This is a genomic window from Blastococcus sp. HT6-30 (genome assembly GCF_039729015.1).
Taxonomy (GTDB): Bacteria; Actinomycetota; Actinomycetes; order Mycobacteriales; family Geodermatophilaceae; genus Blastococcus.
In genome coordinates this window covers 3597398-3622132 of record NZ_CP155792.1, presented here as the reverse complement: position 1 = coordinate 3622132, position 24735 = coordinate 3597398, and the positions used below count along the sequence as shown (strand labels likewise).

The following is a 24735-nucleotide window of genomic DNA, read 5'->3' as shown; positions in this document are numbered from 1 at the left end:
GTGACCGCTCCGACCGGTGTCCTGTCCACCAAGAACGCCGCGCCTGCGACCGGCGGCCAGCTGGCCACCTTCCGGCTGGACGGTGACCTGTACGGCATCGAGGTCCAGCACGTGCAGGAGGTGCTGCGCAGCCAGCAGCTCACCCGCGTGCCGCTCGCCCCGACGGCCGTCGCCGGCCTGATCAACCTCCGTGGCCAGGTGGTCACCGCCATCGAGCTGCGCGAGCGGCTCGGCCGGCCGCCGCGCCCCGAGGGCACCGACCCCGTCGTCATCGTCGTCCGGCTGCACGGCGAGGCGGTCAGCATGCTGGTCGACTCCATCGCCGACGTGGTCGACGTCGACGCCAGCGACTTCGAGGCGCCGCCGGACACGCTCGAGGGCCAGGCCCGGGAGCTCATCCGGGGGGCCTACAAGCTCGACGGCACACTGCTGCTGGCCTTGGACGTCCAGAGGGCCGTCAGCGCCTAGCAGTTTGTCGTCCTCGGGACGACACCGCGGCCAGGTGCCCTCCCCCAGCGGGGCGGAGCCGCACCGTCGCCCCCCCACAGACCCCTCCGGGGCCCACTCGGGACGACACAGGCAGTGGAGCGGCGGAGCGGACGACCTCCCCGCCGCTCCGGCGTTTCCGCGGCTGGCCACGCGCGGGGAGTGGAGCATGACTCACCGTCATGTCTCGCTGACGGTGCACCGCGCGACACGCCCAGTAGGCGGATGGTGACTCCAGCGATCGGGTGATGGGCGCATGGCGCCCGAGCGGCCGGGCAGTCAGCATGGGTCCTCCTGTTCCCGGAGCTGTGGAGGCGCCGCCGTGCCCTACTCGCTGGTCAGTGCCGCCACCCTGGGCTTCGACCTCGTCCGGCTGCCCGCCGGCCGCTCGGTCGCCGAGGTGCTCCTGGCGGGGCTGGGTGCCGACGAGGGCGGGTTCTCCCGGCTGGCCGCGGTGCACCCCGCCCGCGGGCTGGACCGCGAGCGCCGCGGGGTGCGGGCGGTCCGCTCGCGCCGGGCGCGCGAGATGGCCGCGGGCGTGCCCCACATGCGCGCGGCGGCCGACGCCGGCCGCGACGAGGGTGACCGGGTGGCGCTGCTGGTCGCCCAGCTCGAGCAGAGCACCATCGGCGACGCCCCCACGCTGGAGCGGCTGCTCCGCGAGGACGTCCTGGGCGCCGAGCACCCGTTGCGGGCGCGCCGGGACGCCGACGAGTGGGACGAGGCCACCGACGTGCTGGCCGACGCCGCCGTGGGCTTCTGGGCGGCCGGCGTGCTGCCGCCCCTGGTGCGCCGTGACCTGACCGCCGCGTTCGACCGGGCGCTGGACGGCGGCCCGCTGGCCGGACCCGGTTCCTGGGGCCTCGGCCCCGCCACCGAGGAGCTGACCGCCTTCCTCGCTGCCGTGGGCGACCTGGACGACGTCGGCCGGACCCGCTGGCGGCTCGCCGTCGACGAGGGCCGGGCCGAGCGCCGCCCGTGGGCGGCGGCGATGCACGAGGCGTCGTGGGGCGCGCACGTGTCGGGACGGATCCGCGCCCTGGCCGCGGCCCAGCTGCTCGCCGTCCAGGCGTTCCTCGACGGCGGCTTCGACCTGCACGACGGCGCGGCCGGGGTGTGGAACGCGGTCTCCGGGTGCGCGCAGGCGATCGTCCTCGACGACCTGCTCGGCAGAGACGCCATCGCCGTCCTGCGGGCTCCCGGCCGCCGCACCGCCACGCTGAGCTGACCGACCGGCGCCGCACGGCGCCGAGGGACATTCCTCCAGGTGGGCCGCCATTTCCGCGGCACTTGTCGACAATGGTCGAGTGGATCACCGACACGCGGTTGTCGACAATTCTGGACGGAGAAAAGATGGGCCCGTACTTTCCGCGTGTCGCCTGTATCCCGGCTCCTCCGCGCCGAGAATCTCCCCGGTAGCACCAGCCCGCCTCGGTCCGCGGACCGTGGGGACCGTGGTGCACCGGACGCGGTGATCAGGCCGGTCGGCCCCGTTCCACCATTCCCAGGAATGCGCACGCGGGGACCGGCCGGCATTTCCACGGCGCACCGGTTCGCTGCCCGACATCCGATATCGATCACCTCGCGGCCATTTCGGGAGGCGCCGGATGCCGTACCGCTCAAGGGCTCAAGCCGGGCGCGGGAATGCCGATACAGACGACGAGCCCGCCGGTCGGCGCGGGCAGGGGCCAGGAGGACGTGTGAACCCGATCAGGGTGATGGTGGTCGACGACTCGGTCGTCGTCCGCAAGATCGTCACCGACGTGCTCTCCGCGGATCCGGGGATCGAGGTCGTGGGCACCGCCGTCAACGGCAAGGTCGCTCTCGGCAAGCTCGAGCAGCTCAAGCCCGACCTGATCACCATGGACGTCGAGATGCCGGAGATGAACGGCATCGAGGCGGTGCAGGCCATCCGCGGCGGCGCCGCGCGCGGTGGGTCGGCACGAGGACACAGCCGCGTGCCGATCATCATGTTCAGCACGCTCACCGAGCGGGGCGCCACCGCCACCCTCGACGCCCTGTCCGCCGGGGCCAACGACTACGTCACGAAGCCGGCCAACGTGGGCAGCGTCGCCCAGTCGATGGAGAGCGTCCGCGAGCAGCTCATCCCCAGGATCAAGGCGCTGACCGGCCGTCCCGTGACCACGGTGGCGCGTCCGGCCGCCCCCGTGGCCCCGCCGCCCCGGACGGCCGCGCCGCGGACCGGACCGGGCAAGAAGCCGGCCGTTCTGGTCATCGGCTCGTCCACCGGCGGACCGGAGGCGCTGGCCCGCGTGCTGCCCGCGCTGCCGGCCGACCTGCCGGTCCCGGTCCTCCTCGCCCAGCACATGCCGCCGGTCTTCACCCGTCAGTTCGCCCAGCGCCTGGACCGGCTGTCCCCGCTGCGGGTGGTCGAGGCGGTCGACGGCACCCCGCTGGCCCCCGGCACGGTCCACCTGGCTCCCGGCGACCACCACCTCGTCGTCCGCGCGAACGGCCGCGCCGGGTTCAGCACCTCGCTGAACCAGGGGCCGCCGGAGAACTACTGCCGCCCCGCGGTCGACCCGCTCTTCCGCTCGGCCGTCGCCGCGTACGACGGCGCCGTGCTCGGTGTCGTGCTCACCGGCATGGGTGCCGACGGGCGCAACGGCTGCGGGGAGATCCGCAACGCCGGCGGCACGGTCGTCGTCCAGGACCAGGCGACGTCGGTGGTCTGGGGCATGCCGGGGGCCGTCGCCCAGGCCGGCTACGCCGGCGAGGTCCTGCCCCTGGACCGGATCGCCGAGGCGATCCAGCGGCACCTGGCCGGTGCCGCACTGCTCGACACCGGAACCGCTATGGCCGTGGGAGGTCCTCGATGAGCCTGACCGCGACCAGTTTCGACTGGGTCCGTGAGCTCGTCCGGAAGGAGAGCGCCATCGTTCTCCAGCCGGGGAAGGAGTACCTGGTGGAGGCCCGCCTGCTGCCCATCGCCAGGCAGATGGGCATGGCGGACGTCACCAAGCTGGTGGAGACCGTCCGGGTGCGCCCGGACGCCGACAACACCCGCCGGATCGTCGAGGCGCTCACCACCAACGAGACGTCGTGGTTCCGGGACGGTGACCCGTTCACCGCACTGACCTCGACCGTCCTGCCCTCCCTGCTGTCGGCGCGGGGGGCCAACGAGCGGCTGCAGATCTGGTCGGCCGCCTGCTCGAGCGGGCAGGAGCCGTACACGATCGCGATGCTCCTGGACGACGCGCTGCCCAGCGCTGCCTCGCGGGTGTCCGTCACCGCGACCGACCTGTCCCGCGAGATGGTGCAGCGGACCCGCGCCGGCCGGTTCAGCCAGCTCGAGGTCAACCGCGGGCTGCCCGCGCCGATGCTCGTCCGGCACTTCACCCGGACCGGCACCGAGTGGGAGGTGTCGGCCAACCTCCGCCGGATGGTCCACGCCACCGAGTGCAACCTGGCCGCACCGCTGCCACGGATGGGCCCGTTCGACGTGGTCTACCTGCGCAACGTGCTCATCTACTTCGACCTGCCCACCAAGCAGTCGATCCTCCGCCGTGTGCGGGACCTGATGCGACCTGATGGGTGGCTCTTCCTCGGCGCCGCCGAGACCACCCTCGGGGTCGACGACTCATGGGAGCGGGTCGTCATCGGCCGCAGCTCCGCCTACCGCCCACGGAAGGGGCAGTAATGCGTGCCTTGGTGATCGACGACTCCCGCGCCATGCGGCGCATCGTCACCGGGATCCTCACCGACCTCGGGTACCAGGTCCGTCATGCCGGCCACGGCGGCGAGGGCCTCGAGGTGCTCAACGAGGGCTGGGTGCCCGACCTCGCCACCATCGACTGGAACATGCCGGTGATGGACGGCCTGCAGTTCGTCTCCGCCGTCCGCGCCAACCCGACGTGGCGCCGGATGACCATGATGATGGTCACGTCGGAGAGCGAGCACACCCAGATCGTCCGTGCCCTGGCCGCCGGCGCCCACGAGTACATGATCAAGCCGTTCACCGCCGACGCCTTCCGCGACAAGCTCGCCCTGCTCGGCCTGCTCCCCCTGGAAGAAGCGCCCGTCGGGCATCGGTCTCCCCTGCGGAGCAGTGCGCAGGAGGTCGCGTGGTGACCACGATCAACGTGGGGGAGCGTCGGCGCACGACCGACTCCCGCCCGGTCATCACCGACCTGATCGACGAGGAGACCATCCTCGCGATCGCCGGCGAGGCCTGGATCTCGCTGGTCGGGGAGGACGAGGTACTCGTTCCCCTCCCGACCGACCGGTCCGGCGACATCCTGTGCAGCTGGGTCGACGTCGTCGGCCCGTGGACCGGCAGCGTCGTGCTGACCACCGGCCGGGCCACGGCTGAGGCGCTTGCCCGGGCGCTGCTCCGGGAGTCCGGCCCGGAGCACCTCGACGCCGAGGACGTCGCCGACGCCTTCGGCGAGATCGCCAACGTCGTCGGCGGCGGCGTCAAGGCCGCGCTGCCCGATCCGTCCGTCCTGAGCCTGCCTCAGGTCGGCAACGCCCCGGTCGTGCGCAACCCGGCGGACGTCTGCCGCATCGACCTGGTGTGGCGCGGCGAGCCGCTCTCCATCTCCGCGCAGGGCGCCCTCCCGCCACTGCCGGCTCCTTCCCCCACTCGCGAGAACGAGGTGTCCTGAGTGAAGATCCTGATTGCCGACGACAGCCGCGTCATGCGGCAGATCGTCATCCGCACCCTCCGCCAGGCGGGGTACGACGACCACGACGTCGTCGAGGCCGAGGACGGCGCGGACGCGCTGGCCAAGGTGGGCTCGGAGCAGCCCGACCTGGTCCTCTCCGACTGGAACATGCCCAACATGACCGGCTTGGAGTGCCTGCAGGCGCTGCGGGCCTCGGGCTCGGCCGTGCCCTTCGGGTTCGTGACCTCCGAGGGCTCGGCGGAGATGCGGGAGAAGGCGGCGAACGCCGGCGCACTCTTCCTCATCGCCAAGCCGTTCACCGAGCACACCTTCCGGGAGAACCTGGACGGGGTGATCGCATGACCGCGCCCACCGCCGTGCACCTCCCGGCCGCCAAGGACGTCCGCGACATGCTGACCGGCCTGGTCGGCAGGCCGGTGAGCGTCGCGCCGGGCGCCCCGGTGACCCCGACGCCCAAGCGGCCGGTCTCGGTCGCCGTCTACGTCGACCCGCAGATGAGCGTCAACGCCCTGTGCCTGATGGACCTGGGCGCATCGGCCTACACCGGCGGGGCGCTGGCCCTGCTGCCGCCCGGCGGGTGCCAGGACGCCGTCGAGGAGGACGGCGAGCTGACGACCATGCAGGTCGACGCGCTGCACGAGGTGGTGAACGTGCTCTCCGCGCTGTTCAACACCCCGGGCGCCCCGCACTCGAAGCTGCACGGGCTGTACGCCCCGGGTGACGAGATCCCCGGCGACCTCGTCGGGATGCTGGCCGCCGTCAACCGGGTGGATCTCGCCATCGAGATCCCCACCTACGGCAAGGGAGCGGTCTCCTTCGTCGTCCCCTGAGGGTGTGCTCCACGTGAAACAGCAGCACGACCCCCGCCGCGACGCGACGGGGGTCGTGCTGCTGACGGGTGTGACGCACGGGCTCGGCGGGCGTCGGGACGGCACCTGACCGCGATGCGGTCCGGGGCCCCGGTGTCCCGGCTCAGGCGAGGGCGTACTCGCGCTCCGCGGTGCTGGTCGGCAGGCAGGCCCAGACGTGCTTGCGGTCCTCGTCGACGTACCAGCCGTGCGCGACCGACAGGCGGGCGACCAGCTGCAGCCCCATGCCGCCCTTCGCGGGGTCGCGGTCGACCGCCGGCGCCGGCATCGCCCCGGGCGCCCGGTCGCTCACGTCGAGCAGCCAGCCGCCGCTGCCGGCGACCACGGTGGCCACCACCGGCGACGCGCCGTGGCGCAGCGCGTTGGACGCCAGCTCGTCGAAGGCCAGCACGAGCTGCTCGCTGGCCGGGTCCTCCTCGTCGTGCGGGAGGCCGACGTCGCCCAGCCGGTGGCGCAGACCGGCGCGGGCCGCGGGCAGCTCGGCGAGGGATCGCAGCCGCCAGCGCCACACCTCGCCCCGTCCGTCGGGCAGCGGGCGCAGTGGCCACCTGAGTCGCCCCATGCTCTCCCCCTCGAGTCCGGACTCCGACCGGCTCCAGGTGTGCCCCCGGGGGCGCGGTGTCAACCCCCTGCTGCGTCGTCTTACCCCTCGATCGGGGCGGTTCCGTGCTCCGCCCGCCCCGTGGGAACCCCGCGTGTGTGCAGCCTCACGTCTCGTCCCGAGGGGGGAGCGGCCCCTCCAGCGTCGTTGTGGCCTTCCGCTCTCCCCGGTCGGGGCGGCCGCTACTCGGGGTGGCGCAGGAGGAAGCGGCCGAAGTGCGGCACCGTGAAGGCGATCTGGCCGCGCTCGGCGGAGTAGACGAGCCCCTTCTTGATCAGCGAGTCGCGGGCGGGGGAGAGGGACGCGGGCTTGCGGCTCAGGGAGACGGCCACCTCCGACGTCGCCACCGCCGCTCCGCCCGGGCCGCCCAGTTCGGCCATGGCGTGCATGTACTCCCGCTCGGCGGGCGTCGCGCGGTCGTACCGGGAGCCGAAGAAGCCGACCGCGAGCTCGGCCTCCGCGACGGGCGCGGCCATGGCGACGTCGGCGGCGGTGATGGGGGAGGAGGCCGCGACGTCCCAGGTGACCTTGCCGTAGGCCTGCACGAAGTAGGGGTAGCCGTCCGCCGCCTCGTAGAGCGCGTCCAGCGCGGCCGGCTCGAAGATCACGTCCTCCCGCTCGGCGGGGGCGATGAGCGCGCGGTCGGCGGCCTCGCGCTCGAGCCGGTCGATGCGCAGGTAGCGGAACAGCCGCTCGGAGTAGCTCTTGGACGCCGACAGGACCGCCGGCAGGTGGGGGAGGCCCGCGCCGACGACGATCAGCGGTGCGCCCTGCTGGGACAGCTCGTGGCAGGCGGCGCAGATCGCCGAGACGTCGTCGGGCTGCACGTCCTGCATCTCGTCGATGAACAGCGCGATGCCGCTGCCGATGTCGGCGGCCACCCCGGCGGCGTCGCTGAGCAGCTCGACCAGGTCGATCTCCATGTCACCGGAGTCGGCCCGCCCGGTGGCCGCGGGCACGTCGATGCCCGGTTGCCAGCGGTCACGCACCTTCGCCTCCGGTGCGTTGACCCGCTGCGCGAACGCCTTGACCACGCCGAGCACCTCCGCCACCGACTCCTGGTCGCCGTGGCGGGGGCCGAGCTCGCGCAGCGCCATGTGCAGCGCGGAGGAGACCGGCCGGCGCAGCGACTGCTCGGGGCGGGCCTCGATCTTCCCGGTGCCCCAGCCCCGCGCGATGGCGGCCGACCGCAGCTGGTTGAGCAACACCGTCTTGCCGACGCCGCGCAGCCCGGTGAGCACCAGGGAGCGCTCGGGGCGGCCGCGGGCGATCCGCTCGAGCACCACGTCGAACGCCGACAGCTCGCCGTCGCGGCCGGCCAGCTCCGGCGGGCGCTGGCCGGCGCCGGGCGCGTAGGGGTTCCGGACGGGGTCCATGTCGAGCACCGTATGGCTTCGTCTAGACGTTGCCCTAGAGATGGGTAGAACTATCTACCGCGTGTCGCGCGGGGTGAAAGGTGCGCGTCGGGCCGGACGGCCTCCCCGTCAGGTGTCGACGGTCCTCTGGCGCCGTCTAGGTGCGGAGCTAGAAACGGCCGGACGACCCGATGTCCCCCGGTGCGGGCCGTCGCGCCGCTAGCGTCGTGCGCGTGATCAAGTTCCTGCTCAAGGTCGTCATCTTCGCGGCGGCCTTCTACGGGCTGACCTACTTCGACGTACTCCCCGGGCTGGAGGTCCTGCCGAACCCCGACGGTCCGCTGGGCGAGTACGGCAGCTACCTGTGGATCGGGCTGATCTTCGGGGTCGTCAACGCGATCGTCGGCCCGATCCTGCGGCTGCTCTCGCTGCCGTTCGTCGTGCTGACGCTGGGCCTGTTCCTGCTGATCGTCAATGCGGCCCTGCTCGGCCTCACCGCGGCCATCACCGACCGCCTGACCCTCGACGGGTTCGGGACCGCCGTGATCGGCGGCCTGATCCTGGCCGTCGTCGGCTGGGTGGCCGACCAACTGCTCGACCGCTGAGCGGGTCGGCCCGGCGGCTGCCCCGTGGCGCCGTGACGTGGGTCCCAGGGGCCAGTACCGTGGCCCGGCATGGCCAGTGACATCGGTGCGGTCCCGGGGACCCGGCTGCGCGACCGGGACGGCGGTCCCGGTGGCGGCTCCCGCGCCGAGCTGGCCGCCCTGGAGGCCGGTCGGGACGAGAAGGAGCAGCTGCTGCTGGAGGCGGCCCGCGCCGCCGTCACCGGAACCGGGCGCGGGCCGGCGGAGCTGCCCCCGGGCTGCACCGCCGAGGACCTGCCGGCGTTCCTGCGCCGGTACTTCTGGAGCGAGCCCGCCGAGGAGGTCCTCGCCACCGACGCGGCCGACCTCGCTGCGCTGGCCCTGGGCCACCTGGCTCTCGCCGAGGTGCGGCCGATCGGTGCCGTGACCGTCGACGTGCGCCCGGTCACGCGGGGGCGGGGCGCCGGCCGCGCGCTGGTCCGGCTGGTCACCGACGACATGCCCTTCCTGGTCGACTCGGTCACCGCCGAGGTGGTGCGCCAGGGGTTCGCCCTGGAGCACGTCGTCCACCCCGTCCTCGTGGTCCGCCGCGACCTGCGCGGCCGGATCACCGCCTTCTGCGACAGCGCCGACCCCGCCGCCTGCGGCCCAGACGCGGTCGCCGAGTCGTGGATCGCCGTGGTCCTGGACGGCCCGCTGGACGGCGAGGCTGCCGATGACCTCGCCGCCGGGTTGCGCACCGTGCTCGACGACGTGCGCGCCGTCCAGGAGGACGCCGACCGGCTGCACGAGCGGGTCCTGCAGCTCGCCGAACGCCTCGAGCGGGCAGTGCCCGCCGGCGCTCCGGTCACCGGCGGCGACCCCTCCGACGACCCCGCCGAGGCCGCGGCGCTGCTGCGCTGGCTGGCCGACGGCAACTTCGTGATGCTCGGCGCCCGCGAGGTGGAGCTGGCGGGGGAGGGGCGCCCCGCCGTCCGCCCCGTCCCCGGCAGCGGCCTGGGCGTCCTGCGCAGCGACGTCCACATGAGCGGGCCGGCCGGGGGCACCCCGGAGGCCGGCCAGACCCCGGCCACCCACCTGCTCGACGTCACCAAGGCCGACATCCGCTCCACCGTGCACCGGCGGGCGTGGCTGGACCTGGTCACCGTCACCCTGCCGGGCGGGGACGGCGGCACCCGGCGGCAGTACCGGCTGGTCGGGCTCTTCCCCTCGGTGGCCTACACCAGCAGCGTCCTCGACATCCCGATCGTGCGGCGGCGGGCCGCCGAGGTGCTCGCCGGATCCGGCGTCCCGGCCGACAGCCACACCGGCAAGGCGTTGCTCGACGTCCTGGAGACCTACCCCCGCGACGAGCTGATGCAGGTGGGGGCCGACGAGCTGCTGCCGGTGGCGATGGCGGTCCTGCACCTGCAGGAGCGGCGGCAGACCCGGCTGTTCCTCCGGCGGGATCCCACCGGGCGGTTCTGGTCCGCACTGGTCTACCTGCCGCGCGACCGCTACACCACCGCCGTCCGGCTGGCGATGCAGCGGCTGCTGCTCGAGCGGCTCGGCGGCTCCGGCATCGAGTTCACCGCCCGCTCCACCGAGTCGGTGCTCGCCCGGCTGCACTTCGTCGTCCGGCTGCCGGTGGGGCGGCACGGCTCCACGCCGCCGGTCGACGTCGACGTCGAGGCGCTGCAGGCCGAGCTGGCCGCGGCCGCGCGCAGCTGGACCGACGACCTCGCCGCCGCCCTCTCGGCGCGCTTCGGCGCGGACGCCGAGAAGGTCTTCGCCCGGGTCGCCGACGCGTTCCCGGCGGCCTACCAGGAGGACTTCCCGGCCGACCGCGCCGTGGCGGACCTGGTCCGCCTGGAGGGGCTGGCGCCGGGCGACCTCGCGCTGCGGCTGTGGACCCCGGCCGGCGCCGCTCCGGGGGAGCGCCGGCTGTCGGTGTACCGGGTGGGGGAGCGGCTGCTGCTGTCCCAGATCCTGCCGATGCTGCAGAACATGGGCGTCGACGTCGTCGACGAGCGGCCCTACGAGATCGACCGGATCGGCGCGCCGCCCACCTGGATCTACGACTTCGGCGTCGCCGTCCCGCCGGTGGACCTGCCGCTGCTGCGCTCGCTGCCCGAGCGGTTCACCGACGCGGTGGGCGCCGTCTGGCGCGGGCAGGCCGAGGACGACGGGCTGGGCGCCTTGGTCGTGCTCGCGGGTTTGGACTGGCGGCAGGTCACGGTGGTGCGGGCCTACGTGCAGTGGCTGCGCCAGGCCGGGCTGCCGTTCAGCCAGGCCTACGTCGAGCGGACGCTCGCCGCCCACCCCGGCGTCGTCGCCCGGTTGGTCGCGCTGTTCGAGACCCGTTTCTCGCCCGGGCGCGGGAACGGTCGGGGGGCCCGGCAGGCCGAGCTGGTCGAGGCGCTGCGCCGGTCGATCGGCGAGGTCGCCTCCCTCGACGCCGACCGCGTGCTCAGCTCGCTGCTGGCCGCCGTCGTCGCCACCCAGCGGACCACCTACTACGCCACGTCGTCCCCCACCCACCCGGTGCTGGCCCTCAAGCTCGACCCGGCCGAGGTCCCCGACCTGCCGGAGCCGCGACCGGCCCACGAGGTGTGGGTCAGCTCGCCGCGGGTGATGGGCGTGCACCTGCGGTTCGGCAAGGTCGCCCGCGGCGGCCTGCGCTGGTCCGACCGCCACGAGGACCTGCGCACCGAGGTCCTGGGCCTGGTCAAGGCGCAGATGGTCAAGAACACCGTCATCGTGCCGACCGGCGCCAAGGGCGGCTTCGTGGTGAAGAACCCCCCGCCGGACGGCGCCTCCCGCGAGGAGGTCGTGGCCGAGGCCCAGGCCTGCTACCGGCTCTTCGTCGGCGCCCTGCTCGCGCTCACCGACAACCTCGTGGACGGGCGGGTCGTGCCGCCGGAGAAGGTGGTCCGGCACGACGGCGACGACAGCTACCTGGTCGTGGCCGCCGACAAGGGGACGGCGACCTTCTCCGACCTCGCCAACTCCGTGGCGCTCGAGCGCGGCTACTGGCTGGGCGACGCCTTCGCCTCCGGCGGCTCGGTCGGCTACGACCACAAGGCCATGGGCATCACCGCCCGCGGCGCCTGGGAGTCGGTGACCCGCCACTTCCGGGAGCTGGGCCTCGACGTGCAGCGGGAGGACTTCACCGTCGTCGGCATCGGCGACATGTCCGGCGACGTCTTCGGCAACGGCATGCTCCTGTCGGAGCACATCCGGCTGGTGGCCGCGTTCGACCACCGGCACGTGTTCGTCGACCCGGCCCCGGACGCGGGGGCGTCCTTCGCCGAGCGCCGGCGGCTGTTCGACCTGCCCCGCTCCTCGTGGGCCGACTACGACACCTCGCTGATCAGCGCGGGCGGCGGTGTCTGGCCGCGGACGGCGAAGTCGATCCCGGTCAGCGAGCAGATGCGCACCGCCCTCGGCCTGCCGCGCGACGTCGCGGCGCTCTCCCCGGTCGAGCTGATCCGCGCGGTGCTGCTCGCCCCGGTCGATCTGCTGTTCAACGGTGGCATCGGCACGTACGTGAAGGCCGCGGGGGAGAGCCACCTCGAGGTGGGCGACAAGGCCAACGACGCGGTCCGCGTCGACGGCGGCCAACTGCGGGTCCGGGTCGTGGGGGAGGGCGGCAACCTCGGCCTCACCCAGCGGGGCCGGGTGGAGTACGCGCTCGCCGGCGGACGGGTGAACACCGACGCCATCGACAACTCCGCCGGCGTGGACACCTCCGACCACGAGGTGAACATCAAGATCGCGCTCAACCGCGTGGTCGACGAGGGGCGGATCGACGCCGAGAGCCGGGCGGCGCTGCTCGCCGAGATGTCCGACGACGTCGCGGCCGCGGTCCTCACCGACAACCACGCGCAGAACGCGACCCTCGCGGGGGAGACCGCTGCGGCTCGCAGCCTGATGGACTCCCACGAGCGGTTCATCCGCTCGCTGGAGCGCTCCGGGCAGCTCAACCGCGCGGTCGAGGCGCTGCCCGACGACCGCGCGCTCCGGGAGCGGCGGCGGGACGGCCAGGCGCTCACCGGTCCCGAGCTGTCGGTGCTGCTGGCCTACGCGAAGCTGCAGGCCGGGGACGCGGTGCTGGCGTCGTCGCTGCCCGACGACCCGGCGCTGGAGCAGCTGCTGGTCGACTACTTCCCGGCCCCGCTGCGCACCCGGTTCCCCGCCGCGGTCACCAGCCACCCGCTGCGCCGCGAGATCATCGGCACCGCGCTCACCAACCGCGCGGTCAACACCGCGGGGGTCACCGGGCTGTACCGGCTGGTGGAGGAGACCGGGGTGCCGCTGGCGACGGTCGTGCGGGCGCACGCGGTCGCCCGAGCGGTGTTCGGCATCGATCGGATGTGGGACGCGCTCCGGCCCCTGGACAACCAGGTTCCGGCCGCCACCCAGGTGGAGGCCCGCACCGAGGCGACCCGCCTGGCGGAGCGGGCCACCCGCTGGCTGCTGCGCCAGCCGGACCTGACCGCCGAGCACCCGCTTCCGCTGGCGGAGGTGACGGACCGGTTCGCCGCGTCGGTGGCCGAGGTGCAGACCGGTCTGCCCGGCTGGCTGCTGGGTGCCGAGGCGGAGTCCTACGCCTCCCGCGCCGGGCGCCTGCAGGAGTCGGGCCTCCCCGCCGAGCTGGCCGCCCGTGTCGCGGCCGCGCCGCTGCTGCCGGCCGCGCTCGACCTCGCCGTGGTCGCCGAGCGCACCGGGGCACCCGTGGCGCTCGCCGGCCGGGTGATGCAGCGCCTCGCCGAGCGGCTGGGGCTGATGACCCTGCGCGAGCTGGTGATCGCCCTGCCGCGCGACCGCCGCTGGCCGTCGATGGCCCGCGCCTCGCTGCGCGACGACCTCGCCATGGAGCAGGCCGCACTCACCGCGGACGTGCTCAGCCGGCGCACCTCCGACGCCGAGCAGGCCGACGAGCTGGTGGGCCGGTGGGAGGAGGGCTGGGACATCGGCCAGCGCCGCGCCGCCGCACAGCTCGCGGACATCACCGCCGGCGACCGCCAGGAGCTGGCCGAGCTGCTGGTCGCCGTCCGGACTCTGCGCGGGCTGCGCCGCCGTCGCCAGGCCGGCCGCCTCCCGCACCCCGGCGAGGAGAAGTAGCCCTACAGCGGCGGTCTGACGTCGAGATGGGCGTCCGGCCGGTATCCGGCGTTCGCGATGTCGGCGTGCCGCTCATCTCAGCGCTCTCACGGGCCATAGCGCTCTCTAGCCCTGCCGCTAGAGACGCGTAGAACCGCCGAGTCACGGGACCGTGATCTCCGGTGGGGTTGGCGGTCGCCTGCGTGGGCAGGGTGCGACGGACCCTTGCCGGCCGACCCGAGGACCGCCCCGTGCCGCTCCGCCCGCTCAGCCGCACCGACGGCTACCTGCCCATCGAGGACCACGGCCTGATCGGTGACGGCCTCACCTGCGCGCTCGTGGCGCGGGACGGCAGCATCCCGTGGCTGTGCGTGCCGGACTTCGACAGCCGGCCGTTCCTCGCCGGCATCCTGGACGCCGAACGCGGGGGCAGCTTCGCCGTCACGCCGGTGGGCCTGCGGCAGTCGGCCCAGCGCTACGTGCCCGACACCGGGATCCTGGTGACCGAGCTGGAGGGCCCGGACGGGCGGCTGGAGCTCACCGACTGCCTCACCCTGCGCTCGGGCGCTGACCTCGCCGAGCCGGTGCCGTCAGGCCGCAGGGAGCTGCTGCGGCTGGCCCGCGCCGTGGGTGGCCCGGTCGAGGTCGACGTCCGGTTGGCCCCCATGGACGCCGTCCTGGTCCGGGCGGAGCTCGGCGCCTGGCGGATCCACTGGGCCGCCCAGCCGCAGCTGGAGATCCTGGTGTCCTCCTCCCACCCGCTGACCGTCGCCGGCGACGGCGCCCTGCGCAGCCGGGTGACGCTGGCCGAGGGCGAGCAGCTGACCGTCGCGCTGCAGTGGTCCGGCGACACGCACACCCGGACCCGCACCCAGCCGGAGCGGCTGATCGAGCAGACGGCGTCGGCCTGGCGCAGCTGGGCCGCCCGGCTGGAGTACGCCGGCCCCCAGCACGACCTGGTGCGGCGGTCGGCGCTCACGCTCAAGCTGCTCGACCACGCGCCGACCGGGGCGATCATGGCGGCGGCGACGTCGTCGCTGCCGGAGGAGATCGGCGGCAGCCGGAACTGGGACTACCGCTTCACCTGGGTGCGCGACGCCGCGTTCTCCAGCTACGCGCTGCGCCGGATCGGAATGCAGGAGGAGTCCGACGCCTTCCTCGCCTGGACGCTGCGCAACATCGAGCGGGACGACCGCGCCAGCATCTGCTACACCCTCGACGGCCGCCGGCCGGGGATCGAGTGGGAGGACCTCGCGCTCTCCGGCTACCGCGGCTCGCGGCCGGTCCGGTGGGGCAACGGGGCGGCGAGGCAGGTGCAGAACGACGTCTACGGCGAGCTGCTCGACGTCGCCTACCAGTGGGTGCGCGCCGGCGGGCAGGTGGACCCGCCCCTGTGGCGGGCGCTGTGCGAGCTCACCGAGCAGGCGATCGCCCAGTGGTCGACCCCGGACAACGGGATCTGGGAGATCCGCGACGCCGGCCGCCCGTTCACCTACTCGGTCGCGATGTGCCAGGTCGCCGTCGACCGGGCGCTGCGCATCGGGGAGCTCTGCGGGCTGCCGTACCCGCGGGAGCGGTGGCAGCGGGAGGCCGACCGGATCCGCGCCACCCTGCTCGAGCAAGCCTGGGACGCCGATCGCGGTACGTTCACCGAGCACCTCGCCCCACCCGGCCAGGGCGACCGTGGAGGCCTGGACGGCTCGCTGCTGACCCTGCCGCTGCGCCGGCTGATCCGGGCCGACGACCCCCGCATGGTGGCGACGACCGAGGCGGTGCGGCGGCACCTCGACGCCGGCGACGGGCTGCTCTACCGGTACCTGCACACCGACTCGCCCGACGGGCTGCCCGGGGGCGAGGGCGCCTTCCTGCTCTGCAGCTTCTGGCTCGTCGACAACCTGGCCGGCCAGGGACGGCTGGACGAGGCCCACGACCTCTACGACTCGCTGTGCGGGCGGGCGACCGAGCTCGGGCTGCTCTCCGAGGAGATCGACCCGTCCACCGGGGCCTTCCTCGGCAACTTCCCGCAGGCGTTCAGCCACGTCGGGGTCATCGCCAGCGGGTGGAACCTCGCCCGGGCCGAGGAGGCGCGGCGATGAGGCGCTCCTTCCTCGTCCTGGGTGGCACCGGCGACCTCACCGGCCGCCTGCTCCTCCCCGGCCTGGCCGAGCTCGTCGACGCCGGCGTCCTGGAGCAGCCGCTGGACGTGCTGGCGATCAGCCAGGAGGACTGGTCCGACGACGAGTACCGCGACTGGGCCCGCCAGCGGCTGGCCGAGCACGCCGGGCACGTGCCGGAGGAGTCGCGCGAGCGGCTGGTCGACCGGCTGGGTTACCGGCACGGCGACGTCACCCTGGCGGCGGACCTGCGCGCCGGGCTGGAGCGGGCCGGCGGGGTGCCGGTGGTCTACCTCGCGCTGCCCAACACGGTCTTCCTGCCGACGCTGGAGGCGCTGGCCGAGGTGGGGTTGCCCGAGGGAGCGGTCGTCGCCGTCGAGAAGCCGTTCGGGCGGAACCTGGCCGACGCCCGGGCGCTCAACGCCGTCCTGCACCGGCTGGTGCCGGAGGAGGCGGTGTTCCGCACCGACCACTTCCTGGCGCTGCAGACGGTCCTCAACATCCTCGGTCTGCGGTTCGCCAACCGGATGTTCGAGCCGCTCTGGAACGCCCAGCACGTGGAACGGGTCGACATCGTGTTCGACGAGACGCTCGGGCTGGAAGGCCGGGCCGGCTACTACGACACCGCCGGCGCCCTGCGCGACATGCTGCAGAACCACCTGCTGCAGATGCTCGCCGTCGTCGCGATGGAGCCGCCGACGGCGATGGACGCCCGCTCGCTGGCGGCCCGCAAGTCCGACGTCCTGCGCGCCGTCCGGTCGCCGCAGGACATGCGCCGCGACACCGTGCGCGCCCGTTACACCGCCGGCACGGTCGGCGACCGCGCGCTGCCCGACTACACCGCAGAGGCCGGCGTCCAGGCCGACCGCGGCACCGAGACCTACGCCGAGTACACCGTCGGCATCGACAACTGGCGGTGGGCCGGGGTGCCGTTCCGGTTGCGCTCGGGCAAGGCGCTGGGCGCGGACCGGCACGAGATCGTGCTGCGGTTCAAGCCGGTGCCGCACCTGGCCTTCGGCCGGGACGACGGCGAGGGCCGGCCGGAGCCCGACGTCCTCCGCCTCCGCCTGGACCCCGATGGGATCAGCCTGGAGCTCAACCTCAACGGCGCGGGGAACCCGTTCGACCTCGAACGCCGGGCGCTCGAGGTGGACCTGCCGCCGGCCCGGCTGTCGGCCTACGGGCTGCTGCTCCAGGAGCTGCTCGCCGGGGAGGCGGCGCTGTCCATCAGCGACGTCGAGGCCGAGGAGTCGTGGCGGATCGTCGAGCCGATCCTGGCCGCGTGGGCGGCCGACGAGGTGCCGCTGCTGGAGTACCCCGCCGGCTCCGACGGCCCCGTGCGCTGACCACCGCCGTAGCGGGCGAGATCGGCGATCTCGCCGTCTCTCGACCGCTCTAGCGAACACGCAAGAGAGGCATAGACCCGGTTACAGGGCGGGACGGCGTCCGCCGAAGCGGGTGGCCTGCTCGAAGGCGTGACCGACCTCGAGGACCCGCCGGTCCATGCGCGGCGCCGCGACGACCTGCAGCCCGACCGGCAGCCCGTCCGGCGTGAAACCGCCGGGCACGGACAGCGCCGGGCAGCCGGTGGGGGACAGCAGCGTGCAGGAGCGCATCCACTCCAGGTAGTTCTCCTGCGGCACCCCGCCGATCTCGGTCGGGTACTCGACCTCCACGGGAAAGGGCAGCACCTGCGTCGTCGGCGCCAGCAGCACGTCGTAGCGGGTGAAGAACTCGACGACCCGCTCGTGCAGCGTCGTGTGCTGCTGCTCCGCACGGGCGAGGTCTGCGCCGGTGAGCGCCGCGCCCATCGCCGCGTTCCAGTGGATCGACTCCTTGACCTGGTCGGGGTGCCGGCGGACCAGGTCGCTGAACGAGGCGTCGAACAGCCAGGCCCGCAGGGTGCCGAACACGTCGTCGGCGCCGGAGAGGTCGGGGCAGTCCTCGGTGACGTGCGCGCCCAGGTCCTCGAACACCGGCAGGGCAGCGGTCAGCACCGCGGTGATCGCCGGGTCGACCGCCACCCGGCCGCCGAGGTCCGGCGCCCAGGCCACCCGCAGCCCGTCCAGCCGCTCGGGCAGGGGCGCCAGGAACGCGGCCGGGTCGCCGTCCAGGGCGATCGGCACCCGCGGGTCGGGCCCGGCGAGAGCCGACAGCTGCAGCGCCACGTCGCCGACGGTGCGGCCCATCGGCCCCTGCACCGAGAGCGTCGACCAGCCCATCGGCGCCGGCCACGTGGGCACCCGGCCCGGCGTGGGCCGCAGCCCGACGACATTGCAGAAGCCGGCCGGGTTGCGCAGCGAGCCGCCCATGTCGCTGCCCTCGGCCAGCGGCACGAACCCCGCGGCCAGGGCCGCGGCCGCCCCGCCCGAGGACCCGCCGGCGGAGAGCCCGTGCCGGTAGGGGTTGTGCGTCGCCCCGAACACCGGGTTGAAGGTGTGCGACCCGGCGGCGAACTCGGGCACGTTGGTCTTGCCGATGCGGATCGCGCCGGCGGCCTTCAGCCGGGCCACCACCAGCTCGTCGCGCGCCGGAACGGTGTCGCGGTGCAGCGGCGAGCCCCACGTCGTCCGCATGCCACCGGTGGCGTGGGTGTCCTTGTGCGCCACCGGCAGGCCGTGGAGCGGGCCGAGCGGCTCACCGGCCGCCTGCGCGGCATCGGCGGCGTCGGCGGCGGCGCGGGCGCCCTCGGCGTCCAGCGTCACGATGGCGTTGACCTGCGGGTCCAGCCGCTCGATGCGCGCCAGGTGCGCGTCGAGCAGCTCCCGCGCCGACACCTGGCGGTCGCGCACCAGCGCGGCCAGCTCCGTCGCGGGGCGGGTGCAGAGCTCGTCGTCGGCGGTCACCCCGGCAGCCTGCCAGAAGCCCGGGTGCGCGTGCCGGCGGCATCGGGGGAACGATGTCGGTGATGACCGACGAACGAGCTTCCGCGGGCGACGACGCCACCTTCGAGGACCTCGGGCTGCGCCCGGAGCTGTTGGCCGCCCTGACCACCCTCGGCTACGAGGAGCCCACCCCGATCCAGCGGGAGGCGATCCCGCCGCTGGCCGAGGGGCGCGACCTGCTCGGCCAGGCCGCCACCGGCACCGGCAAGACCGCTGCCTTCTCGCTGCCGGTGCTGCAGCGGCTGCCCGCCCACCGCAGCGACCGCGCCCCGGCGGCGCTGGTCCTGGTGCCCACCCGCGAGCTCGCCGTCCAGGTCTCGGAGGCGCTGCACCGCTACGGCCGCGGCCTCGGCGCCCGCGTGCTGCCCGTCTACGGCGGCGCCCCGATCGTGCGGCAGCTGCGCTCGCTGGAGTCGGGGGTCGACGTCGTCGTCGCCACCCCCGGCCGGGCCCTGGACCTGCTCAACCGGGGCGCGCTGCACCTCGGCCAGATCGCCACCGTGGTCCTCGACGAGGCCGACGAGATGCTCGACATGGGCTTCGCCGAGGACCTCGAGGCGATCCTCGAGGAGACGCCGGGGACGCGGCAGACCGTGCTGTTCTCGGCCACCATGCCCCGGCGCCTGGACTCGCTCGCCCGGCGGCACCTCACCGATCCGGTGCGCATCACCATCGCCCGGGAGAACGCGCAGCCCGGCGAGGCCCCCCGCGTCCGGCAGACCGCCTACGTCGTGCCGCGCGGGGCGAAACCCGCCGCGCTGGGCCGCATCCTCGACGTCGAGGCCCCGACGGCGGCGATCGTCTTCTGCCGCACCCGCGAGGAGGTCGATTCGCTCACCGAGACCCTCAATGGCCGCGGCTACCGGGCCGAGGCCCTGCACGGCGGCATGAGCCAGGAGCAGCGCGACCGGGTGATGGGCCGGCTGCGCGGCGGGACGGCGGACCTGCTCGTCGCCACCGACGTCGCCGCCCGCGGGCTGGACATCGAGCAGCTGACCCACGTCGTGAACTACGACGTCCCGTCGGCGCCGGAGTCCTACGTGCACCGGATCGGCCGGGTCGGCCGCGCCGGGCGTGAGGGCGTGGCGATCACGCTCGCCGAGCCGCGCGAGCACCGGATGCTCAAGACGATCGAGCGGGTCGCCGGCGCGCCGATCGCCGTGGAGAAGGTGCCCACGGTCGCCGATCTGCGCGCCCGCCGGCTCGACCTCACCCGCGGCGCGCTGCGGGAGAGCCTGCTGACCGACGACCTCGACCGGTTCCGCGTGGTCGTCGAGACCCTCGCCGACGAGTTCGACCTCATGGAGGTCGCGCTGGCGGCGGTCAAGCTGGCGCACGAGGCCGCTGGGCCGGTGGACGACGACGAGGAGATCCCGCAGGTCTCCTTCCGGCCCGAGCGGGACGGCGGGCGGGCTCCCGCGGGCCGGGGCGGCGACCGCAGGCCGCCGGCCCGGGAACGGTCAGGCGGTGGGCAGGGCACGCGCCTGTTCGTCGGGGCCGGGCGCGACGCGGGGATCCGCCCGGGCGACCTGGTCGGCGCCATCACCGGCGAGACCGGGCTGACCGGCCGTGACGTCGGGTCGATCGAGATCCACCAGCGGTTCGCGCTGGTGGAGGTGCCCGAGTCCGCGGCCGACGAGGTCGTCCAGGCGCTCCGGGCCACCATGATCAAGGGCCGCAAGGCGCAGGTGCGGCGGGACCGCGCCTGATCAGGTGCCGGCGGGGTCCGGCGGCACGGTGGGGGGCACCCGGGTCGGCCCCGCCTCCGCCGGCCGGGGCCGGTCCTGGGGGTGCAGCCGGACGGCGACGAGCGCGACGTCGTCCTCGGGCCGGCCGTGGACCAGCCGCTCCAGCAGCTCGTCCAGCAGGTGCTGGAGGGGGAGGCCGGCCAGCTCGACCAGCGCCTCGCGCAGCCGCTGGATGCCGGCGTCGAGGTCGGAGTCGCGGCGCTCGACGAGCCCGTCGGTGTAGAGGAGGACCGTGGTGCCCCGCTGCAGGGTCGTCACCGACTCGCGCCGCTGCGCCTGCGCGTCGACCCCGAGCAGCAGGTCGCCGGTCCACTCGCCGAGCTCCGCGATCGCGCCGTCCGGGGTGATCACGAGTGGGGGCAGGTGGCCGGCGTTCGCCCAGCGCATCCGGGTGACGCCCTCCGCCAGCTCGTCGGGCGTCTGCTCGAACCGGGCCACGGCCGCGGTGGCCAGCGTGGGGATCTGCAGCGTCGTCATGGAGGCGTCGAGGCCGCGCAGCACCTCGCCGGGACCGGCGTCGCTGTAGGTGGCCACCCCGCGCAGCAGGCCGCGCAGCTGCCCCATGGCGGCCGCCGCCTCGGTGTCGTGCCCCACGACGTCGCCGATGACCAGCATGGTCGCGCCTCCCGGCTGCAGAAAGGCGTCGTACCAGTCGCCACCCACCCGGGCAGCCTCGGCGGCCGGGAGGTAGCGCACCGCGATCTCCGCGTGGTCGGGCTCCGGCGGCTCGGTGAGCAGGCTGCGCTGCAGCCCCTCGGCCAGCTGCTGCTGGGCGCTGTAGAGCCGCCCGTTGTCCAGCGCCAGGCCCGCCCGGTCGGCCGCCTCCTGGGCGGTCGCCACGTTCTCCGCCCGCAGCGGGGTGTCCCGGTCGTAGTAGACGGTCAGCAGGCCCAGCGTGCGGTTGCGCCCGCGCATCGGCAGGACGACGGCCTCCCGCGGATCCAGCCGGGCGAGCAGGTCCCGCGCCTCGCCGGGCGCCAGCAGGTCCAGCACCTCCCGTCCGGCGTTGCGGTACTGCCGGCCGGTGCGCAGCGAGTCGGCGGCGGGGGAGTCCGCCGGCATGGAGTCCATGCGCACCTGGGTGTACCGCTCCAGCAGCGGGCGCATCTCCGGGTCGCGGTGCCAGCAGCCGACGTCGCGGGGACGGCCGTCGGGGTCCACCACGGTGACGACGCAGAAGTCGGCGAGGGCCGGGACGACGAGCTCGGGGAGGTGGGCCATCGCGCCCTGCTGATCGAGGGCGCCGGCGAGGTCGGCGCTGACGTTGGCCAGCAGCGCCAGCCGCTGGGCGGCGCGGTCCGCCTGCTCCGCCATGCGTCGCCGCTCGGTGACCTCCAGGAAGTACACCGACAACCCGTCGGGGCTCGGCCAGGCGCGCAGCTCGTACCAGCCGTCCAGCGGTGCGGGGTAGTAGGCGTCGAACGAGATGGGCTGCCCCGTGCGCACCGCCTCCCGGTAGCTCTTCTCGAAGACGCTGTTGACCGCGTCCGGGAACGCCTCCCACAGCACCCGCCCCAGCAACTCGTCGCGGGTGGCCTGCAGCAGCCGCTCGGCCTCCGCGTTCACGTGCGTGAAGCGCCACTCCCGGTCGAGGCTGTAGAAGCCGGCGGGCATCGCCTCGAGCGTCCGGGTGACGAGGGTCGCCGCTTCCCGCGCACCGGTGATGTCGAAGCCCGCGCCGAGGAGCCGCACCGCGTGCTCACGGTGGTCGGCGAGCGCCCGGCCGCGGGCGTGCATCCACCGGGTCTCGCCGCCGGGGCGGACGATCCGGTAGGTCGCGTCGAAGTCGCCGCACGTCTCGATGGCGTGCTGCAGCGCCTCGCCCACCGACGCCTGGTCGTCGGGGTGCAGGCGCGCTGTGAAGGACTCGATGGTCCGGTCGAAGTCCTCGGCGTCGTAGCCGAACATCGCGATCAGCTGCTCGTCCCAGATCAGCTGCCCGGTCACCAGGTTCCAGTCGAACGTCCCGACCTCGCCCGCCTCGGTGGCCAGCTCCCACCGCAGCCGGTCGTCCTCGTACCGGCGCAGCAGGTTGGACAGCTCCAGCTCGGTGACCACCGAGGCGGCGAGCTGCTGCAGCGTGGCGACCTCCGACGGCGCCCACGGCCGGGGCTCGGGGTCGAAGACGCAGAGGGCGCCGACCGGGCCGTCGCCCGGGGTGGACAACGCGACCCCCAGGTAGGACCCGACGGCGCCGCTGCGCACCGGGGGCAGGCCGCTGACCCGGTCGTCGGACCGGGCGTCCTGGATGACCAGCGCCTCACCGTCGGGCAGCGCCGCCGTCACGGTGCAGAGGGACTCCTCGAGCGGGCCCGTGCTGCCGACGTCGGCCTCGCCGGTGCCGGCCGCGACGAGCTGGACATCGCCCAGCAGGGAAACCTGGCTGCCCGAGGTGCCCAGGAGGCGGGCGGCGAGCGCGGCGAGGCGGTCCAGCGCGGGCCCGTCGCCGAGGGGGAACAGCCGCTGCGCGGCGTCGACACGCACGCGATCGGCGCGCAGCTGAGCCGCTGACCGGTCGCCGAGACCACGTGCCGCGTCGATCGTGCGGTCCTTCCCGTCCACCGGTGCCCTTCCGCCCCGGCGATTGCCGGATCCGACGACCAGCGCACCGCGTTGTTCGGGTGGCCTGTTCCCAGCAGTTATGTCACGGAGAGACGGTTGCGTGCAACCAACCCCCCGGATCGATCTCGCGGACATGGCCCTCAGGGCGCCGGGACGACGAGCGTGACCGCCGCTCCGCCGTTCTGTTCCACGTGCAACCCCGCCCGGCGTAGCAGCCTCCGCAGCCCCACGACGTCGTCCGGTTCGGCGGTGGTGCCGGCCAGCAGGCGGGCGATCCGGCCCTTGTGCGCCTTGTTGAAGTGGCTGACCACCGCGCGACTCCCGTCCGGGCGCTCGCTGAGCACCGTGACGGTGACCGCGCCGGCGACCGGGGCGAGCGCGGCGTACGACCCGCTGCGCAGATCGACGACGAGCCCGTCGGTGCCCGCCAGCACCGGGCCGAGCGCAGGCTTCCAGAGCGAACGCAGGGTGGGGCGGCCCGGCAGGGCCGAGCCCGCCGAGAGCCGGTAGGCGGGGATTCGGTCGCTCCCGGCCACGAGGCCGAACAGGGCGGAGCCGACGGCCAGCCGCCGGTCGGCCCGGGCCCGCTGGCCCCGGGTCAACGAGCCGACGTCGAGCGCGTCGTAGAGCACGCCGGTGTAGCGGTGCAGCGCGGGAAGCGTGCCAGAGGTGAACAGCGCCGCGTTGCGGGCGATCTCCTCGTCCTGCTTGGCCGACAGGCCCAGGGCCGCCCGCGACGCCGGGACGTCGCCGGCCAGTTCCACCAGGGCCTCGGCGAGTTCCCTGCGCACCGGCGTGAGCTGGGGTGCGGTGAGCGAGCCGAGATCCAACGGGGGCCCGTCGCCCCCGGGGGCCTTGGTCTCCGACGGGGGCAGCAGCACGAGCACGGCGACTCACACTACGTGCCTGCCCGGGCGCTTCCAGCCCGTCCAGAGGCTCACCGCGAGCGCGCGAGGGGAGAGGCCGGGTGCCCTCAGCCGGTGATGTCGACGACCACCGGGGCGTGGTCGCTGGCGCCCTTGCCCTTGCGCTCCGCGCGGTCGATGAAGGCGCCGGTGACCCGGTCGGCCAGCGCGGGCGAGCCCAGGACGAAGTCGATCCGCATGCCCTCGCGGCGGGGGAACCGCAGCTGGGTGTAGTCCCAGTAGGTGTAGACCCCCGGCCCCGGGGCGTGCGGGCGCACCACGTCGGCGTACCCGGCGTCCACGACGGCCCGGAAGGCCGCCCGCTCCGGCGCGGAGACGTGCGTCGAGGTGCTGAAGACCGACATGTCCCAGACGTCGTCGTCCTGCGGTGCGATGTTCCAGTCGCCGACCAGGGCCACCGGCGCGGTCGGGTCGTCGGCCAGCCAGCCGCCGGCGGCGACCCGCAGGGCCTCCAGCCAGTCCAGCTTGTACTGCAGATGGGGATCGGTGAGCGTGCGCCCGTTGGGCACGTAGAGGCTCCAGACCCGCACTCCGCCACAGGTGGCGCCCAGCGCGCGAGCCTCCGGGGCGGGGGCCACGCCCTCCTTCGACGACCACGACGGCATCCCGGGAAAGCCCGTCGTGACGTCGTCGAGGCCGATCCGGGACAGGATCGCGACGCCGTTCCACTGCGAGTGGCCGACGTGCGCCACCTCGTAGCCGAGGGCGGTGAACACCATCTCGGGGAACTGGTCGTCCCGACACTTGGTCTCCTGCAGCGCCAGGACGTCGACGTCGTGGCGCTGCAGGAAGGCGGCCACCCGGTCGGCTCGGGTGCGGATCGAGTTCACGTTCCAGGTCGCCAGCCGCATGGCGATCGACCCTACGGAAC

At 74.3% G+C, this 24735-nt stretch carries 19 protein-coding genes; 13 read left to right on the top strand and 6 right to left on the bottom strand.

The features are described from left to right. From ABC795_RS17510 to ABC795_RS17475, 8 genes are all read left to right on the top strand, one after another. Positions 1-468 (top strand): chemotaxis protein CheW, encoded by a 468-nt coding sequence (locus tag ABC795_RS17510; RefSeq protein ID WP_347058606.1) that lies wholly within the window; start codon positions 1-3, stop codon positions 466-468. Positions 469-808: 340 nt separating this feature from the next. After that, the gene (locus ABC795_RS17505) at positions 809-1714 is read left to right on the top strand and encodes a hypothetical protein (protein ID WP_347058605.1); all 906 of its coding nucleotides are present in this window, start codon (positions 809-811) and stop codon (positions 1712-1714) included. A gap of 472 nt (positions 1715-2186) precedes the next feature. Beyond that, positions 2187-3326, top strand: coding sequence for a chemotaxis response regulator protein-glutamate methylesterase (locus ABC795_RS17500; RefSeq protein WP_347058603.1), 1140 nt, complete (start codon positions 2187-2189; stop codon positions 3324-3326). Then, a complete protein-coding gene (locus ABC795_RS17495; protein WP_347058601.1) occupies positions 3323-4147 on the top strand; it encodes a protein-glutamate O-methyltransferase CheR in 825 nt (274 codons plus the stop codon). Before ABC795_RS17500 ends, ABC795_RS17495 begins: the two co-directional genes overlap by 4 nt. Continuing rightward, positions 4147-4578 carry a response regulator gene (locus ABC795_RS17490; RefSeq protein ID WP_347058599.1) on the top strand — a complete coding sequence of 144 codons (432 nt, stop codon included), beginning with the start codon at positions 4147-4149 and terminating at the stop codon, positions 4576-4578. Before ABC795_RS17495 ends, ABC795_RS17490 begins: the two co-directional genes overlap by 1 nt. Then, the gene (locus ABC795_RS17485) at positions 4575-5114 is read left to right on the top strand and encodes a chemotaxis protein CheX (RefSeq protein WP_347058597.1); all 540 of its coding nucleotides are present in this window, start codon (positions 4575-4577) and stop codon (positions 5112-5114) included. The genes ABC795_RS17490 and ABC795_RS17485 overlap by 4 nt, the downstream gene beginning before the upstream one ends. Further along, a complete protein-coding gene (locus ABC795_RS17480; RefSeq protein WP_347058595.1) occupies positions 5115-5477 on the top strand; it encodes a response regulator in 363 nt (120 codons plus the stop codon). After that, on the top strand, positions 5474-5965 hold the full coding sequence (locus ABC795_RS17475; protein ID WP_347058593.1) for a hypothetical protein: 492 nt from the start codon (positions 5474-5476) through the stop codon (positions 5963-5965). Before ABC795_RS17480 ends, ABC795_RS17475 begins: the two co-directional genes overlap by 4 nt. Before the next feature lie 142 nt (positions 5966-6107). On the opposite strand, the gene ABC795_RS17470 is transcribed toward ABC795_RS17475, so the two are convergent. Together ABC795_RS17470 and ABC795_RS17465 are read right to left on the bottom strand one after the other, a co-directional pair. Beyond that, the gene (locus ABC795_RS17470) at positions 6108-6566 is read right to left on the bottom strand and encodes an ATP-binding protein (RefSeq protein ID WP_347058592.1); all 459 of its coding nucleotides are present in this window, start codon (positions 6564-6566) and stop codon (positions 6108-6110) included. Between the two features lie 221 nt (positions 6567-6787). Continuing rightward, on the bottom strand, positions 6788-7981 hold the full coding sequence (locus ABC795_RS17465) for an ATP-binding protein (protein ID WP_347058590.1): 1194 nt from the start codon (positions 7979-7981) through the stop codon (positions 6788-6790). 212 nt (positions 7982-8193) lie between these two features. Here ABC795_RS17465 and ABC795_RS17460 point away from each other — a divergent pair, with 212 nt between their 5' ends. The 4 genes from ABC795_RS17460 (at position 8194) to ABC795_RS17445 (ending at position 17089) form a co-directional block, all read left to right on the top strand. Continuing rightward, positions 8194-8565 (top strand): phage holin family protein, encoded by a 372-nt coding sequence (locus ABC795_RS17460; RefSeq protein ID WP_347058588.1) that lies wholly within the window; start codon positions 8194-8196, stop codon positions 8563-8565. A 69-nt stretch (positions 8566-8634) separates the two neighbouring features. After that, the gene (locus ABC795_RS17455) at positions 8635-13650 is read left to right on the top strand and encodes an NAD-glutamate dehydrogenase (RefSeq protein ID WP_347058587.1); all 5016 of its coding nucleotides are present in this window, start codon (positions 8635-8637) and stop codon (positions 13648-13650) included. Positions 13651-13880: 230 nt separating this feature from the next. Then, positions 13881-15725 (top strand): glycoside hydrolase family 15 protein, encoded by a 1845-nt coding sequence (locus ABC795_RS17450; protein WP_347058586.1) that lies wholly within the window; start codon positions 13881-13883, stop codon positions 15723-15725. Next, positions 15722-17089: a glucose-6-phosphate dehydrogenase gene (locus tag ABC795_RS17445; RefSeq protein ID WP_347058584.1), complete on the top strand. Its 1368-nt coding sequence runs from the start codon at positions 15722-15724 to the stop codon at positions 17087-17089. The genes ABC795_RS17450 and ABC795_RS17445 overlap by 4 nt, the downstream gene beginning before the upstream one ends. 81 nt (positions 17090-17170) lie before the next feature. Here ABC795_RS17445 and ABC795_RS17440 read toward each other — a convergent pair whose 3' ends face one another. Then, positions 17171-18589 carry an amidase gene (locus ABC795_RS17440; protein WP_347058582.1) on the bottom strand — a complete coding sequence of 473 codons (1419 nt, stop codon included), beginning with the start codon at positions 18587-18589 and terminating at the stop codon, positions 17171-17173. A gap of 62 nt (positions 18590-18651) precedes the next feature. Here ABC795_RS17440 and ABC795_RS17435 point away from each other — a divergent pair, with 62 nt between their 5' ends. Next, positions 18652-20337: a DEAD/DEAH box helicase gene (locus ABC795_RS17435; RefSeq protein WP_347058580.1), complete on the top strand. Its 1686-nt coding sequence runs from the start codon at positions 18652-18654 to the stop codon at positions 20335-20337. On the opposite strand, the gene ABC795_RS17430 is transcribed toward ABC795_RS17435, so the two are convergent. From ABC795_RS17430 to ABC795_RS17420, 3 genes are all read right to left on the bottom strand, one after another. Then, complete coding sequence (locus ABC795_RS17430; protein WP_347058578.1) at positions 20338-22938, bottom strand: SpoIIE family protein phosphatase; 2601 nt, start codon at positions 22936-22938, stop codon at positions 20338-20340. A 140-nt stretch (positions 22939-23078) separates the two neighbouring features. Continuing rightward, positions 23079-23825: a peroxide stress protein YaaA gene (yaaA, locus tag ABC795_RS17425; RefSeq protein ID WP_347058576.1), complete on the bottom strand. Its 747-nt coding sequence runs from the start codon at positions 23823-23825 to the stop codon at positions 23079-23081. An 86-nt stretch (positions 23826-23911) separates the two neighbouring features. Further along, positions 23912-24715: an exodeoxyribonuclease III gene (locus ABC795_RS17420; RefSeq protein WP_347058574.1), complete on the bottom strand. Its 804-nt coding sequence runs from the start codon at positions 24713-24715 to the stop codon at positions 23912-23914. Between the last annotated feature and the right edge of the window lie 20 nt (positions 24716-24735).